Below are 15,159 nucleotides of genomic sequence, written 5' to 3'. Positions count from 1 at the left end.
CCTCGAGGTCGTCGGGGTCCTCCTTCGCCCACACGGTCACATGGCCGGTGTCCCGGTTGAGCTCCACGCGCGCGTGGCGGCGGCTTCCCTCAGTGCGGTGGTAGGCGATGAGGAGGGCCGATTCGATCGCCTCGACCAGCAGGTCGAAGGAGATCTCCTTCTCCCGAACCAAGCCCCGCAGGGCACTCATGTCGATGTCCACGGCTACGCCTCCTCTTCCTTCTTGTTGTCCTTGCGGCTGAATTCGACCTGGACGCGCGCCCGGACGATGTCGTCGAAGGCGAGTCTGCGCGCGGTGGCCTTGCGGCCCTTGACCCCGGGCACCTCGGTGTCGACGCCCTCGTCGTCGACCTTCAGAATCCTGGCGACCAGCTCGCCGCCCTCGGCCAGCTGGAACTTCGCCAGCCGGTCCGTGGCGCGGACGTAGTGCCGGTGTTCCGTGAGGAGGCGCTCCGCGCCCGGGGTGCCGACCTCGAGGGTGTACTCCCCCTCGCCCATCGCGTCCGTCTCGTCGAGCTTCGCCGAGAGCGCGCGGCTCACATCGGCGATCTGGTCCAGGTCCGCGCCCGTGTCCGAGTCGACGACGACGCGCAGCACACGCTTGCGGCCGACGGAGTCCACTTCGATCTCTTCGAGATCCAGGCCCTGGGATGTGACGAGCGGTTCCAGCAGTTCTCGCAGCCTCTCGCTCTGGGTGGTGCTCATCCGGGTGACTCCTCGGCCGCGTGTGCTGTTGTGGGATGGGTCGCGTGTCTGATCAAAGGGTATCCGGTCGCGGGGTGTGTTGCCGTCCACCCGGTGACGAGCGGTGCCGCTGAGTGGTCCCGGGCGGGGGCCCGGGTACCGTGATCACGGGCGTTCAGCCCTAGGGCCCTTCTGATGGATCTCCGCAGGAGAAGGAGCGGCGTTCGGTGCGTGCGATCGGCGTGCGGTGCGCAGGGTCATGTGGCGGAGCCACCTGGCCATGCGCGCCGTGCGGCGAGCGGGCGTGCCGGGCGTCGCGACGCTGCGGAGATCCAACAGCAGGACTCTTAGAGTCGCTTCCTTCTCGTACGAGCCCCCTCGAGGACGTCTGACGTGCCGTTCCCCTCATCGCCGCGCGCCCGCTCGGGGCCGCGCAGAAGGACTCTGCTCGCCGTCGGTCCGGCGGCCCTCGCCCCGGCCGGCTGCACCGCCGGAGGTGACGGCCGGGGCGACCCGGAGGACGGCCCGTCGGCGGCCGACCGCCGGGCACGCGTGCGTGCGGCGCGGGACAGCGAGGGGCTGGTGGAGCGGTACGACGCCGTGATCGCCGCCCACCCGGGGCTCGCGGAGCGACTGCGGCCGCTGCGGGCGGAGGCCGTACGGCACGCGCAGGCCTTCGGAGGGGCCACGGGCCGGAAGGCGTCCCCCTCCCCCTCCTCTTCTTCCTCTTCCGCCTCCCCCTCGGCCGCCGCCGTGCCGGGCGGTGACAAGGACGCACTGGCCTCGCTCGCCACCGCGGAGCGGGAACTCGCCGACCGGCGGGCCAAGGCGCTGCTCGACATGTCGGGCGAGCTGGCGCGGCTGCTGGCCTCGGTGGCGGCGGCCGGGGCGGCGCACGTGTATCTGCTGACGGAGGGTGGCGCGTGAGCGAGGCGAAGGACCGGGAGCTGCGGGCCCTCCAGGCGGCGCTGGCGGCCGAGCACGCGGCGGTGTACGGGTACGGCGTCGTCGGCGGGCGGATCGGCGAGGGGCAGCGCGCCGAGGCACGGACGGCGTACGACGCACACCGGGCACGTCGGGACGCGCTGGTGCGCGAGGTGAAGGACCTGGGGGGCAGGCCCGTGGCGGCGGCCGCCGGGTACGCCCTGCCGTTCCCGGTGCCGGACGCGGCGGCGGCCGTGCGACTCGCCGCCGAGCTGGAGGACCGGGTGGCCGGGGTGTACTCGGACCTGGTGCGCGCGGCGGGCGGCGGGCGGCGGGCCCTGGCCGCCGAGGCGCTGCGGGAGGCGGCGGTGCGGGCGGTGCGCTGGCGCGGCGAGAGCGTAGCCTTCCCTGGGCTCGCCGAGCGGGCCGGCACGGCCCCGCCCTTGGCGGCGCCGACTGCGTGACCCGCGCAGGGCACGCACCGCGGACAGCACGAAGGGAACGACTCTCGCATGGTTTTCGAACCGCCGAAGCGTCTGGTCAGGGCGCTCGGTGAGACGGCACCGGACGGTGACGACTGGCTGGAGAAGCTGCCCGAGGCGGCGCAGCAGGCCGTCGCGCTACGCGAGTTGACCGTGGAGCGGGTGCAGGTGCCCGGTGGGCGCAGCAGCCTGGTCGTGCTGGTGCGGACGGCCGACGGAACACCCGCCGTGCTGAAGCTGGCGCCGGGCCGGGCACGCCCGGAGGCGGAGCGGGCCGCGCTCGCGCACTGGGGCGGACGGGGGGCCGTACAACTGCTCGAACCTCCCCCAAGCTCTCGGCTTCGCTCGAGCAGGGAGGTACCCCCGTCCTCCGAGGGCGTGCTGCTGCTGGAGCGGCTGCATCCGGACGTGTCGGTGCGGTCGCTGCCGGAGGCGAAGGCGCTGCTGGAGGCGGCGGGGACACTGCGGCGGCTGTGGGTGGAGCCGCCTGCCGACTTCCCCTTCGAGACCGTGGCCGAGCGGACCGGACGGCAGGCCGAGGCGATGCGGGCCCGGGCGCAGGCCGACCCCGAGGTGGCCCAGTTGGTCCGCCTGGCGCTCGCGGCACGCGAGGAGTTGCTGGCCGCGCCGCCCGAACACCGGCTTCTGCACGGCACGTTCCGGCAGAGCAAAGTGCTCTCCGGGGAGCGGATGCCGTGGCTGGCCGTGGGCCCCGACCCGGTGGTCGGCGAGTGCGCGTTCGATCTGGCCCGGCTGGTCCGCGACCGGGTGGAGGACCTGATCGCACAGCCGTCCGGTGCGGCGACGACCCGTCGGCGGGTCAAGCGGCTCGCGGAGTCGCTCGATGTGGACCAGGAGCGGTTGCGGGGATGGACGTTGTTCCGGGCCGTGGAGTCGGGGGTGCGGGCCCGTCGGATCGGCCGGCCGCGGGATGCCGAGTTGTTGCTGGAGTTCGCGGACTGGCTGTGAGCGCTCCGGAGGGCCGGAGCGCTCACAGAACACGGGAACTCAGGCCGTGAGCCGGGCGACGGCCTCCTCGACCGTCAGCTCCTCGCGCTCGCCGGTGCGGCGGTCCTTCAGCTCCACCACGCCGTCTGCCGCGCGCCGCCCGGCCACCAGGATCTGCGGTACGCCGATCAGCTCGGAGTCGGTGAACTTGACGCCCGGGGAGACGCCGGGGCGGTCGTCGACCAGGACGCGGACACCGGCGGCGGCCAGCTTCCCGGAGATGTCGAGGGCCAGTTCGGTCTGGAGGGCCTTGCCGGCGGCGACCACGTGGACGTCGGCCGGGGCGACCTCCTTGGGCCAGCACAGGCCCTTGTCGTCCGCGGTCTGCTCGGCGAGGGCGGCGACCGCGCGGGAGACGCCGACGCCGTAGGAGCCCATGGTGACGCGGACGGGCTTGCCGTTCTGGCCGAGGACGTCGAGCTTGAGGGCGTCGGTGTACTTGCGGCCCAACTGGAAGATGTGGCCGATCTCGATGGCCCGGTCGAGGACGAGGCCCGTGCCGCACTTCGGGCAGGGGTCGCCCTCCTGCACGACCACGACGTCGACGTAGGCGCCGACCTCGAAGTCGCGGCCCGCGACGACGTTCTTGGTGTGCGTACCGGCCTTGTTGGCGCCGGTGATCCAGGACGTGCCGGGGGCCACGCGCGGGTCGGCGATGTACGTGACCTTGTCCAGGCCCTGCGGTCCGACGTAGCCGCGGACCAGGTCGGGACGGGCCGCGAAGTCGGCCTCGGTGACCAGCTCGACGACGGCCGGGGCGAAGTGCGCCTCGACCTTGTCCAGGTCGACCTCGCGGTCGCCGGGGACACCGACGGCGACGATCTCGCCGTCGACCTTGACGAGGAGGTTCTTCAGCGTGGCCGAGGCCGGGACGCCGAGGGAGGCGGCGAGGGTCTCGATGGTCGGGGTGTCGGGGGTCGGGATGTCCTCGGCGGCCGGGACGTCCGTGGCGTCGACGGACTTCAGCTCGTACGTGACCGCCTCGGTGTTGGCGGCGAAGTCGCAGTTCGGGCAGTCGGCGAAGGTGTCCTCGCCGGCCTCGGCCGGGGCGAGGAACTCCTCGGACTTGGAGCCGCCCATCGCGCCGGCGGTGGCGGCGCAGATGCGGTAGTCGAGGCCGAGGCGCGCGAAGATCTTCTGGTAGGCCTGGCGGTGCAGGGCGTAGGACCGGGCGAGGCCCTCGTCCTCGGTGTCGAAGGAGTAGGAGTCCTTCATCAGGAACTCGCGGCCGCGCAGGATGCCCGCGCGGGGCCGGGCCTCGTCACGGTACTTGTGCTGGATCTGGTAGAGGATCACCGGCAGGTCCTTGTAGGAGGACGCCTGGTCCTTCACCAGCAGGGTGAAGATCTCCTCGTGGGTGGGGCCGAGGAGGTAGTCGCCGCCCTTGCGGTCCTGGAGGCGGAAGAGCTCCTGGCCGTACTCGTCCCAGCGGCCGGTCGCCTCGTACGGCTCACGCGGCAGCAGGGCGGGGAGCAGCACCTCCTGGGCGCCGATGGCGTCCATCTCCTCGCGCACGATGCGCTCCACGTTGGCCAGGACGCGCTTGCCGAGCGGCAGCCAGCTCCAGATTCCGGCGGCGGTGCGGCGCACGTACCCGGCGCGGACGAGGAGCTTGTGGCTGAGGACCTCGGCGTCCGCCGGGTCGTCGCGCAACGTCTTCGCCATCAACTGGGACATGCGCTGGACCGGTACGTTCGCCATGGCTTCTCTGCTCCTGCTGACGGGGGTCCCCCCGCTCGAGCGAAGCCGAGAGTGGGGGAGGGTGATGGCAGGAGGTTATCCGGGGGGTGCCGGGCGGTGGAAATCGGTCAGCGGCGCAGGAGCGGAAGCGGAGCTCCCATCACCGCGTACGGCTTCGGGGCGCTCGGGAAGAGGACCTGGCGGGCCAGGTCCCGGTAGCCGAGCGAGCGGTAGAGCGCGCGGGCCGGGCTCTCGGTGTCGATCGCGGAGAGGATCGAGCGGGGTTCGGCGGCGCCGTCGGTGATCGTGGTGATCAGGGAGCGTCCGATGCCGCGGTTCTGGTAGGCGGGGTGGACATGCAGTTCGGTGATCACGAAGGCGTCGTCGAGCCAGTGGTCGTGGTGGTTCGCCCTGAGGTACGGCTCCACGACCGTGGACCACCAGTGGGTGCGGTCGTTGGGCATGCCGTAGACGAAGCCGACGAGGTCGCCGCCTGCTGTCGCGCCGAGGGCCCTGGCGCCCGGGTAGGTCATGTGGCGCAGGACGATCTGGTGGCGGACTGCGACCTCGTCGGGGGCGAGGCCGAAGGCTACGGCTTGGACTGCCAGGGCCTCGTCGACGTGAGCGGAGAGGTCGAGGGGGCCGATCACCAGGTCCATGGCGGGGAGCCTACAGGGGGGTTCCCGTTGTCAGAACAGCACGCTCATGAAGGCGCCGACCTCTTGGAAGCCCACCCTTCGGTACGTCCTGCGGGCTGCCGTGTTGAAGTCGTTCACGTAGAGGCTGGCGACCGGGGCGATGTCGGCCAGGGCGTAGCGCAGGACCGCTGCCATGCCGGGGGCCGCCAAGCCGGTCCCCCGGTATTCGGGGGCCACCCACACGCCCTGGATCTGGCAGGCACGGTCGGTCGCGGCGCCGATCTCGGCCTTGAAGACGACCTTGCCGTCCGCGTCGAAGCGGGCGAAGGCGCGCCCGGAGCCGACGAGTTCGGCGACGCGGGCCTGGTAGAGCAGGCCGCCGTCGCCGGCCAGCGGGGAGACGCCGACCTCCTCGGTGAACATCGCCACACATGCCGGCATGAGCTTCTCCATCTCGTCCTTGCGGACGCGACGGACGTAGGGGTCCGGGGGTATGCCGTCCGGAAGGCGGTCGGTGACCATGAGCGGCTGGTGGCGGCGGACGTCCCGGGCCGGGCCCCACTGGGGTTCCAGCAGCCGCCACAGGTCGGCGGTGGAACCGGCGGGGCCGACGATGGAGGAGCAGCGGCGGCCGGCCCGGCGGGCGCGGTCGGCGAAGGCGCGGATGGCGCGCGGGGTGGCGCAGATCGGGACGAGGTTGGCGCCCGCGTAGCACAGGGACGTCAGCATGCCGTCCTCGTACCAGCCCCACATCTCCCCGCCGAGCCGCCACGGGTCGAGGCCGGCGATCTGCACGCGGGACGTCACGAAGGCGTTCGCGACGGGCTCGCGGTCGAGTATGGCGAGCGCGGCGTCCAGGTCGCTCGGTTCGAGGACCCGGGAGGTCGTCTGCGTCAACACGGGCGGGGCCTCACACACTCGGGTCTGCTGGTCTCCGCACTGTACCCGGCGGAGCTGGGGAGTGCCGCCCGCGTGCGGTGCTCTGCCCGGTGGGACGCGCGCGGGCCTACTGGTGTCATCGGTCGTCGAGCCGCCTGCTGAGCCGGCTCACCTCCTCCTGGAGACCGCGCACCATCGGTACAGGGCCTGCACGGCGACGACGGAGACTCCGTTGGCGTCGATGGGATGGATGGTCCGGTCGTCGGCTCCCAGCCCCAGGGCGGCGTACCAGTCCTGTGCCATGGGGCCGAGGTGCCGTACGCCCTCCTCGCCCCGGTAGCTCCATGTGCTGACCGGCAGCGCGGCCACGGCACGCAGCACCGCGTACCCGTCCGTCGTGGGGCGGTTGCCGGTGGCCTCGATGCCGGCGTCCGTGTCGGGCGGCCACATGACGGGGTCGATGTCGCACTTGAGGGCCCGGTCGCTTCCGGCGCCGCCTGCCTCGCCGTACGTGCCGTACGCGCTCTGGGAATGGAACCACTGCATCCGCCCGTGCCCGGTATCCGGTCCCGGACCCTCTTCCCGGTCGATCCCCTGCAGGAGTTCCCTGCCCAGGACGGTTTCGGGGTGCTCGTCTCCCAGCACTCTGCGGAGCGACTCGACGACCCGCGCGCACAGCGGCCGGGCCGCGACGGTCCCCTCGATCTCGAGGGTGGCGATGGCCAGGTTCATCCGGACGCGGAGTGTCTCGGGGTGGTCCTCGCCCAGTGCGTGACCGGATTCCCGGGCGAGATCGCGGAACAGGCCGAGGACCGGAAGAGGCCCGTCGATCGTGGCCCGGACCGCCGCATAGTTCGACCACGCCTGCACGGTGTGGGGATGCCCGTGGCCGAGGTGCTGCTCACGGCGCGACGCCACGCCCCGGAGGTCGTCGATCGCCGCGACCGGGTCGGCGTCCAGCCGGCACAGCGCCTCGACTTCGGCGGCCTCGGTGCTGAGGGAGTGGTCCGGGCCCAGCAGTGCCTCGCAACGCTTCCGCACCGCCGTGGCCATGGACAGGGCGTCCTCGGCCGAGCCGCAGCGCTGAGCCCAGTAGGCCAGCGAGATACGGATGCGCAGGCTGGTGAGGTGGCCGGGGCCCACAGCGGCGTCCGCCTGGTCGGCCAGCCGGGCCAGCAGAGTGCATGCCGCCTCGTGGTGACCCGCGCGTGCGGCAGCCCAGGCATGGGAGTGGCGCGCGGCCAGTACGGCCGGATCGCCGGGCCCGAACGCGGCGATCATCTCCGGCAACAGCTGGTCGAGTTCGATGTGCGCGTGGATCCAGTTGCCCGACCGGCCGCCCGTGCGGGCCATCCCCCAGCGGGCGAGCAGCCACAGGGTCCGGTCCCGGTCGGGGAGCGCCGCTTCGCTGTGGACGGTCTGGGCGTAGAGCCGGTTGGCCTCGTGCCAGCGGCCCATGTGTCCGAGCCAGAGCGCCTTCCGCAGGGCGGCGAGCCGGGTCAGGATGTGCTCTGCCCCCAGGTGCTGCAGGCAGTCGGCGTGCAGTTCGGTCGTCAGTTGCAGGGCGCTGCGGACCTCGTGGGTGTGGCCGGTCCAGAACGCGAGTGCGTGCCGGGCGGCCAGGGTCTTGGGGCTCGTCTCACCGAACTCCGCTTCGGCACCGGCGACGAGCCTCGACGCGGCGTCCCGTGCCAGTTCCGGTTCGCAGGCGGCGCTGAGCCTGGCGACGGCCTGCGCCAGCGCGTCGAGCCGCTCCTGCCCCGCCGGCCAGGCCACGAACTCCTGTGCCGAGGAGCAGGCCAGTACGGCGCCGGCGGCGCCGTCCCAGCCGCCGATCCAGGTGTCGGCCGACAGGCGCGGGGTGAACTCGCTGTCCTGCCGGGTGCCGGGGGTTCCCTGGCGGTCCCGGAGGTTCTGCCAGGACTCCTCCCAGCGGGCGTAGTCGATGTCCAGGGCGTGGCCCTTGTCCGCGGCGAGGGAGTCGATGCAGCGCAGCAGCGCCTCGACGGACTGCCAGGCGCCGTTGCCGACGCCTGCCTCACGGTCTCTCAGGTAGCCGTAGAGGGTCTCGCGCCCGATGGTGAAGGACGGGCCGCGTGCGTCCGGAGCCGGCCTGGTGGCCTTGACCACCTGTGCGACGGTGACGTCGCCCTCTCGCATGAGCCGGGCGAGTTCCGCCCGGAACTGCCGCCATGTTTCCACGGTGCCCTTTCGACCAAGCCCGCCCGGGACAGTTGTCCATGATGTCCGGGACGCTCCGGGGTCGTCCAGCGGATTCGACCAGTCCGGCATCCGTTTTCCCGGACGTCCGGGATTTCCCCGCGCGGGGCGTTCGCGGGGTGCACTCGTCTCAGGTGCCCGGTGCTGCCGGGCGGTTCTGGGAGGTGCCGTGCTTCACTTCGTCGTCGGTCTGCTCGACGGTTCGCCGGTCGTCGCCGTGCTGGCCCTTACCGTGCTCACGGGACCGGTGCTGCTCCGGCAGGTTCTGCTGTTCCTCGGGTTCCGGTGGGCGCTGCGGGGCGCACGGCACGACGCGTCGCGTGTGTCACTGTTCACCACGTACTCAGCTGCGCTGACGGCCCGGCGTGTGCGCAAGGGCCGACGGGGTGGCCCGGGGGCACGGTCGCGGTGACCCGGGAGGGCGCGGCGGCGGGAACCGGCACGCCCTCACACCGACGGCCGGGAGGCGTGCGGCCCTCCCGGCCGGATCGGTCGCCAGGCGGTCAGCCCGCTACCGCCACCGACGGCTCGCCGGAGGTGACGCCGTCCTTCTCCATCTGCTCGGCGAGCTTCATCGCCTCTTCGATCAGCGTCTCCACGATCTTGGACTCGGGGACGGTCTTGATGACCTCGCCCTTGACGAAGATCTGGCCCTTGCCGTTGCCGGAGGCGACGCCGAGGTCGGCTTCGCGGGCCTCGCCGGGGCCGTTGACGACGCAGCCCATGACGGCGACGCGGAGGGGGACCTCCATGCCGGTGAGGCCGGCCGTGACCTCTTCGGCCAGCTTGTAGACGTCGACCTGGGCGCGGCCGCAGGACGGGCAGGAGACGATCTCAAGGCCGCGCTCCTTGAGGTTCAGGGACTCCAGGATCTGGATGCCGACCTTCACTTCCTCGGCGGGGGGCGCGCTCAGCGAGACGCGGATGGTGTCGCCGATGCCCTGGCTGAGCAGCGCGCCGAAGGCGACCGCCGACTTGATCGTGCCCTGGAAGGCGGGGCCGGCCTCCGTGACGCCGAGGTGCAGCGGGTAGTCGCACTGCTCGGCAAGCTGCTTGTAGGCCTCGATCATGATGACCGGGTCGTTGTGCTTGACGGAGATCTTGATGTCCCGGAAGTCGTGCTCCTCGAAGAGGGACGCCTCCCACAGGGCGGACTCGACCAGGGCCTCGGGGGTCGCCTTGCCGTACTTCTGGAGGAGGCGCCTGTCGAGGGAGCCCGCGTTGACGCCGATGCGGATCGGGGTGCCGTGGTCCCGGGCCGCCTTGGCGATCTCCTTGACCTTGTCGTCGAACTGCTTGATGTTGCCGGGGTTGACGCGGACCGCCGCGCAGCCCGCCTCGATCGCGGCGAAGACGTACTTCGGCTGGAAGTGGATGTCGGCGATGACCGGGATCTGCGACTTGCGGGCGATGGTGGCGAGGGCGTCGGCGTCGTCCTGGGTCGGGCAGGCGACACGGACGATCTGGCAGCCGGAGGCGGTGAGTTCGGCGATCTGCTGGAGGGTCGCGCCGATGTCCGACGTACGCGTCGTCGTCATCGACTGGACCGAGACAGGGGCGTCTCCGCCGACGGCCACGGATCCGACCTGGATCTGGCGGCTCTTCCGGCGCTCGGCGAGCTTGGTCGGAACGGACGGCATGCCGAGAGAAATCGCAGTCATCTGCTGTGCAACCCCAAGTCGTGGATCAAGGTCCGGTCCCGTGAGCAGCGGGCTCCGAGCTTCGAGATTACGGCACATGCCTTGGCGCGGGCACATCCCACCCGCGTTGCCACCCGGTGGGAGGCGGCCCGGCACAAAGCATGCCGAGCCGCCACGACGCCGTATGACTAGGAGATTCTCACCGGGTTAACCACATCCGCGATCAGGACCAGGATCGTGAAGCAGATGAAGATCCCGGCGACCACGTAGGCGACGGGCATGAGCTTCGCCACGTCGAAGGGGCCCGGGTCGGGCCGGCGCAGGAGCTTGGCCGTGTTGCGGCGCAGCGACTCCCACAGGGCGCCCGCGATGTGGCCGCCGTCGAGCGGCAGCAGCGGGAGCATGTTGAACAGGAACAGGGAGAGGTTGAAGCCGGCGACCAGCATGAGGGCCATGGCCAGCTGCTGGGTGGGCGGGATGTCCAGGGTGAAGATCTCGCCGCCGACGCGGGCCGCGCCGACCACGCCCATCGGGGAGTCGGCCTCGCGCGGGGCGCCGTCGAAGGCCGCGTTCCACAGGGCCGGGATCTTGCTGGGAAGGGCGGCGAGGGAGTCGACGGCCTCGCCGATCCGGTCGCCCATCCAGGTCACGGACTCGCCGAAGTCCTGTTTGACCACGCCGGTGGCGGCGCTGAAGCCGAGGAATCCGGCCTGGACGTACTGGCCCTCGACGATCTGTCCGCCGGAGTCCTTCTTGGCGACCTGGTTGGTGGCGATCTTCGCGTGCAGGGTGACGTCCTGGCCCTTGCGGTCGACGACGATCGGCACCTCCTTGCCGGGGTTGGCGCGGATCAGGTCGGACAGCTTGTTCCAGTCGTCGGTCGGCACTCCGTTGAAGGAGACGATCTTGTCGCCCGCCTTGAGACCCGCGGCGGCGGCCGGGGCGGCCGGGTCGCCCTTCTCGCACTTGTCGCGGTTCTCGCTCTGCGCGATGACGCACTGGGAGACGGAGCTGACCGTGGTGGTCTGCTGGGTGATGCCGAAGCCCATGAGGACCGTGAGGAACAGCGCCACGGCCAGGACCAGGTTCATGAAGGGGCCCGCGAACATCACGATCACGCGCTTCCAGGGCGCGCGCGTGTAGAACATGCGGTTCTCGTCGCCCGGCCTGAGCTCCTCGTACGCGGCCGAGCGGGCGTCCTCGATCATGCCGCGCCACGGGGAGGTGGAGCGGACCTCCAGCCGGCCGTCGGGGCCGGGCGGGAACATGCCGATCATGCGGATGTAGCCGCCGAACGGGATGGCCTTGAGCCCGTACTCGGTCTCACCCTTCTTCCGCGACCAGATCGTCGGGCCGAAACCGACCATGTACTGCGGCACGCGGATGCCGAACAGCTTGGCGGTGGACAGGTGCCCCAGCTCGTGCCACGCGATCGAGAACAGCAGGCCGACCACGAAGAGGCCTATGCCGAGGATGAACATCAGGGTCGTCATGCACGGGCCTCCGCCGTCTGTGCCGCCAGTTCCCGGGCCCGGGTCCGCGCCCAGGTCTCCGCTTCGAGGACGTCCGACACGGTGAGTGAGGTTCCCGTACGCGGGGTGCCGTGCTCCTCGACGACCCTGGTGACGGTCTCCATGATCCCGTTGAAGGGCAGTGCGCCCTGCCGGAACGCCTCCACGCACTCCTCGTTGGCCGCATTGAACACCGCCGGGGCGGTGCCCGCGAGCTCGCCGACGTGCCGGGCGAGGTTCACCGAGGGGAACGCCTCGTTGTCGAGCGGGAAGAACTCCCAGGTCGAGGCCTTGCTCCAGTCGAAGGTGGGCGCGGCGTCGGGGACCCGCTCGGGCCAGCCGATGCCGATGGCGATGGGCCCGCGCATGTCGGGCGGGGTCGCCTGGGCCAGTGTCGATCCATCCGTGAACTCAACCATCGAGTGGACATACGACTGGGGATGCACGACCACCTCAATGCGGTCGAAGGGAATGTCGTAGAGGAGGTGCGCCTCGATGACCTCCAGGCCCTTGTTGACGAGGGTCGCGGAGTTGATCGTGATGACCGGGCCCATGGCCCAGGTGGGGTGCGCGAGGGCGTCCTCGACGGTGACGTGGGCCAGCTCCGCCTTCGTACGGCCGCGGAAGGGACCGCCGGAGGCGGTGACGACCAGCTTGCGGACGTCGGCGCGGGTGCCGGCGGCCAGGGCCTGGAAGAGGGCGGCGTGCTCGGAGTCGACCGGGATGATCTGCCCGGGCTTGGCGAGGGCCTTCACCAGCGGGCCGCCCACGATGAGCGACTCCTTGTTGGCGAGCGCGAGCGTGCGTCCCGCCTCCAGGGCGGCCAGGGTCGGGGCGAGGCCGATGGAGCCGGTGATGCCGTTCAGGACGGTGTGGCAGTCGGACGCCGCCAGCTGCGTGGCCGCGTCCGGGCCGGCGAGGATCTCGGGGAGCGGCTCGCCCGTGCCGTACTGCGCGGTGAGCGCCTCGCGCAGGGCCGGTACGACGTCCTCGCGGGCGACCGCGACCGTACGCGCCCGCAGCCGGTACGCCTGCTCGGCGAGGAGGGCGACCCGGCCGCCGTTGGCGGACAGGCCGGTGACCCGGAACCGGCCGGGGTTGCGCAGCACGAGGTCGATGGCCTGCGTGCCGATGGACCCGGTGGAGCCGAGGATCACCACGTCCTTCGGGCCGTCACCCGCCACCGGGTCGTAGACGAGGTGCGGGTCGGCGAGGGGGGCTGGACTGTCGCTCATTGCTCCATTGTTGCCGTAAGCATCGTGTGTGAGGACAGCGCATCCCCCTCGTAGGGGCGCGCGCCGCACCGGCTCGCGCCCCCACGGAGGCCGGTTTACCGGATCGGCCGGTGCACGTTCTCCTTCCGGGACGGTCCCGGTGCCGCGTCCGCGATCCACGGTCCCTCGCCCGACGGGTCGACGATGCCGCGCTCCAGCCACTCGTACGTGCCCGACAGGACGCCCTTGACGACCTTGCGGTCGAGGTCGTCGGTGTTGGTCCACAGGCGGTTGAAGAGCTCCTCGATCCGGATCCGGGACTGACGGCAGAAGACGTCGGCGAGCTGGTAGGCCTCGCGGCCGTGGTCGCCCTGGCCGCGCAGCATTTCGGCGCGGACGCAGGCCGCGCTCATGGCGAACAGCTCGGCGCCGATGTCCACGATCCGGCCGAGGAAGCCCTGCTTGGACTCCATCCGGCCCTGCCAGCGGGACATGGCGTAGAAGGTGGAGCGGGCGAGCTTGCGGGCGGTGCGCTCGACGTAGCGCAGGTGCCCGGAGAGGTCCACTTCGCGCTTGAACTCGCCGTAGGAGGTGGGGACCTGGCCCGGGCCCGCGACCAGCTTCGGGAGCCACTTGGCGTAGAAGACGCCCGCGTTCGCACCCGCCTTCGCCTTGTCGCCGAGGGACTTCCCGGGGTCGATGAGGTCGCCGGCGACCGAGAGGTGGGCGTCGACGGCCTCGCGGGCGATGAGGAGGTGCATGATCTCCGTCGAGCCCTCGAAGATGCGGTTGATGCGCAGGTCGCGCAGCACCTGCTCGGCGGGGACGCCGCGCTCGCCGCGGGCCCGCAGGGACTCGGCCGTCTCGAAGCCGCGGCCGCCGCGGATCTGGACGAGTTCGTCGGCCATCAGCCAGGCCATCTCGGAGGCGTACAGCTTGGCGAGGGCGCCTTCGATGCGGATGTCGTTGCGGTCCTCGTCGGCCATCTGCGAGGCCAGGTCCGTCACGGCCTCCAGGGCGAAGGTGGTGGCCGCGATGAAGGAGATCTTGGAGCCGACCGCCTCGTGGTGCGCGATGGGCTTGCCCCACTGCTCGCGGGCCGCCGACCACTCCCGGGCGATCTTCAGGCACCACTTGCCGGCCGCCACGCAGGAGGCGGGCAGGGAGAGCCGTCCGGTGTTGAGCGTGGTCAGGGCGATCTTCAGGCCCTGGCCCTCCTCGCCGACGCGGTTGGCGGCGGGGACGCGGACCTGGTGGAAGCGGGTGACGCCGTTCTCGATGCCGCGCAGGCCCATGAAGGCGTTGCGGTTCTCGACGGTGACGCCGGGCGAGTTGGTCTCCACGACGAAGGCCGTGATGCCGCCCTTGTGGCCCTCGCTCTTCGGGACCCGGGCCATGACGACCAGCAGGTCGGCGACGACGCCGTTGGTGGTCCACAGCTTCACGCCGTCGAGGACATAGTCTCCCCCACTCTCGGCTTCGCTCGAGCGGGAGGTGCCCCCATCGTCGGGCACGGCGGTGGTGGCGAGGCGGGCCGGGTCGGAGCCGACGTCGGGCTCGGTGAGCAGGAAGGCGCTGATGTCCGTGCGCGCACAGCGCGGCAGGAAGCGCTCCTTCTGTTCCTGCGTGCCGAACAGTTTCAGCGGCTGCGGCACGCCGATCGACTGGTGCGCGGAGAGCAGCACGCCGATCGCGGGGCTGGCGGAGCCGGCCAGGGAGAGCGCCTTGTTGTAGTACACCTGCGTCAGGCCCAGCCCGCCGTACTTGGTGTCGATCTTCATGCCGAAGGCGCCGAGCTCCTTCAGCCCGTCGATCACCTCGTCGGGGATCCGGGCCTCGCGCTCGATGAGGGCCGCGTCGACCTTCGTCTCGACGAAGTCGCGGAGCTTGGCGAGGAACTCCTCGCCGCGCTGGGCCGCCTCGTCGGCCGGGAGGGGGTGGGGGTGGATGAGGTCGAGCCGGAAGCGGCCGAGGAACAGCTCCTTGGCGAAGCTGGGCTTGCGCCAGTGCTGCTCCCGGGCGGCCTCCGCCACCTCTCGGGCCTCCCGCTCGGTGACGGCGGGACGGGAAGAGGGGGTGGTGGAAGCGGACATGAGGGCCACCTCGCCGCATATAGGGATGTTGAGGACCGTACGCTACCGATCAGTGCTACTGGATCGTTGGTACCCGAAACCGGACGCTCCCACCAGTCCTCGCGCGTCCGTTCAGCCGAAGGGGGCGGAGCGCTCCCGGACTTGTCGGGCGCCTGACGACGGTGTTGCATCGGGGTGCCGGCCAGG

General features: G+C 71.5%; 14 protein-coding genes. 4 read left to right on the top strand and 10 right to left on the bottom strand.

The window, feature by feature from the left end; genetic code table 11:
- On the bottom strand, positions 1-202 hold a 202-nt coding region (locus AOQ53_RS20055), incomplete at its 3' end, for a NusA N-terminal domain-containing protein (protein WP_330219359.1).
- A 2-nt stretch (positions 203-204) separates the two neighbouring features.
- The gene (gene rimP / locus AOQ53_RS20050) at positions 205-705 is read right to left on the bottom strand and encodes a ribosome maturation factor RimP (RefSeq protein ID WP_059419192.1); all 501 of its coding nucleotides are present in this window, start codon (positions 703-705) and stop codon (positions 205-207) included.
- Between the two features lie 372 nt (positions 706-1,077).
- Between rimP and AOQ53_RS20045 the strand changes: the two genes are divergently transcribed.
- From AOQ53_RS20045 to AOQ53_RS20035, 3 genes are read left to right on the top strand one after another with little or no spacing between them, the layout of a single operon-like run.
- Complete coding sequence (locus AOQ53_RS20045) at positions 1,078-1,611, top strand: hypothetical protein (RefSeq protein ID WP_059419190.1); 534 nt, start codon at positions 1,078-1,080, stop codon at positions 1,609-1,611.
- The gene (locus AOQ53_RS20040) at positions 1,608-2,072 is read left to right on the top strand and encodes a ferritin-like domain-containing protein (protein WP_059419188.1); all 465 of its coding nucleotides are present in this window, start codon (positions 1,608-1,610) and stop codon (positions 2,070-2,072) included. Before AOQ53_RS20045 ends, AOQ53_RS20040 begins: the two co-directional genes overlap by 4 nt.
- Positions 2,073-2,120: 48 nt before the next feature.
- Entirely contained in the window at positions 2,121-3,059 is a 939-nt protein-coding gene (locus AOQ53_RS20035) for an aminoglycoside phosphotransferase family protein (protein WP_059419186.1), read from the top strand.
- A gap of 39 nt (positions 3,060-3,098) precedes the next feature.
- On the opposite strand, the gene AOQ53_RS20030 is transcribed toward AOQ53_RS20035, so the two are convergent.
- The 4 genes from AOQ53_RS20030 to AOQ53_RS46380 form a co-directional block, all read right to left on the bottom strand.
- Positions 3,099-4,799 carry a proline--tRNA ligase gene (locus tag AOQ53_RS20030; protein WP_059419183.1) on the bottom strand — a complete coding sequence of 567 codons (1,701 nt, stop codon included), beginning with the start codon at positions 4,797-4,799 and terminating at the stop codon, positions 3,099-3,101.
- A gap of 107 nt (positions 4,800-4,906) precedes the next feature.
- A complete protein-coding gene (locus AOQ53_RS20025) occupies positions 4,907-5,437 on the bottom strand; it encodes a GNAT family N-acetyltransferase (RefSeq protein WP_059419182.1) in 531 nt (176 codons plus the stop codon).
- 30 nt (positions 5,438-5,467) lie between these two features.
- Entirely contained in the window at positions 5,468-6,316 is an 849-nt protein-coding gene (locus tag AOQ53_RS20020) for a GNAT family N-acetyltransferase (RefSeq protein WP_059419180.1), read from the bottom strand.
- A gap of 147 nt (positions 6,317-6,463) precedes the next feature.
- Positions 6,464-8,497: a tail fiber domain-containing protein gene (locus AOQ53_RS46380; RefSeq protein WP_059419179.1), complete on the bottom strand. Its 2,034-nt coding sequence runs from the start codon at positions 8,495-8,497 to the stop codon at positions 6,464-6,466.
- A gap of 187 nt (positions 8,498-8,684) precedes the next feature.
- On the opposite strand from AOQ53_RS46380, the gene AOQ53_RS20010 reads away from it, so the two are divergent.
- The gene (locus AOQ53_RS20010; protein WP_059419177.1) at positions 8,685-8,927 is read left to right on the top strand and encodes a hypothetical protein; all 243 of its coding nucleotides are present in this window, start codon (positions 8,685-8,687) and stop codon (positions 8,925-8,927) included.
- A gap of 91 nt (positions 8,928-9,018) precedes the next feature.
- On the opposite strand, the gene ispG is transcribed toward AOQ53_RS20010, so the two are convergent.
- From ispG to AOQ53_RS19990, 4 genes are all read right to left on the bottom strand, one after another.
- On the bottom strand, positions 9,019-10,176 hold the full coding sequence (gene ispG, locus AOQ53_RS20005) for a flavodoxin-dependent (E)-4-hydroxy-3-methylbut-2-enyl-diphosphate synthase (protein ID WP_059419174.1): 1,158 nt from the start codon (positions 10,174-10,176) through the stop codon (positions 9,019-9,021).
- A gap of 167 nt (positions 10,177-10,343) precedes the next feature.
- Complete coding sequence (locus AOQ53_RS20000; RefSeq protein ID WP_099054641.1) at positions 10,344-11,636, bottom strand: M50 family metallopeptidase; 1,293 nt, start codon at positions 11,634-11,636, stop codon at positions 10,344-10,346.
- A gap of 8 nt (positions 11,637-11,644) precedes the next feature.
- Positions 11,645-12,901, bottom strand: coding sequence for a 1-deoxy-D-xylulose-5-phosphate reductoisomerase (gene dxr / locus AOQ53_RS19995; protein ID WP_059419171.1), 1,257 nt, complete (start codon positions 12,899-12,901; stop codon positions 11,645-11,647).
- 95 nt (positions 12,902-12,996) lie between these two features.
- Positions 12,997-14,973, bottom strand: a complete 1,977-nt coding sequence (locus AOQ53_RS19990; RefSeq protein WP_059419169.1) for an acyl-CoA dehydrogenase family protein — start codon at positions 14,971-14,973, stop codon at positions 12,997-12,999.
- Positions 14,974-15,159 lie beyond the last annotated feature (186 nt).

This window comes from Streptomyces azureus (genome assembly GCF_001270025.1).
In the GTDB taxonomy this organism is placed as follows: Bacteria; Actinomycetota; Actinomycetes; order Streptomycetales; family Streptomycetaceae; genus Streptomyces; species Streptomyces azureus.
This window is presented reverse-complemented; position numbering and strand designations above follow the sequence as displayed.

Coding starts and splice junctions, on each gene's coding strand:
- dxr (WP_059419171.1), bottom strand. CDS start 12,901: ATGAGCGACAGTCCAGCCCCCCTCGCCGACCCGCACCTCGTCTACGAC.
- AOQ53_RS20035 (WP_059419186.1), top strand. CDS start 2,121: ATGGTTTTCGAACCGCCGAAGCGTCTGGTCAGGGCGCTCGGTGAGACG.
- AOQ53_RS20030 (WP_059419183.1), bottom strand. CDS start 4,799: ATGGCGAACGTACCGGTCCAGCGCATGTCCCAGTTGATGGCGAAGACG.
- rimP (WP_059419192.1), bottom strand. CDS start 705: ATGAGCACCACCCAGAGCGAGAGGCTGCGAGAACTGCTGGAACCGCTC.
- AOQ53_RS19990 (WP_059419169.1), bottom strand. CDS start 14,973: ATGTCCGCTTCCACCACCCCCTCTTCCCGTCCCGCCGTCACCGAGCGG.
- AOQ53_RS20025 (WP_059419182.1), bottom strand. CDS start 5,437: ATGGACCTGGTGATCGGCCCCCTCGACCTCTCCGCTCACGTCGACGAG.
- AOQ53_RS20000 (WP_099054641.1), bottom strand. CDS start 11,636: ATGTTCATCCTCGGCATAGGCCTCTTCGTGGTCGGCCTGCTGTTCTCG.
- ispG (WP_059419174.1), bottom strand. CDS start 10,176: ATGACTGCGATTTCTCTCGGCATGCCGTCCGTTCCGACCAAGCTCGCC.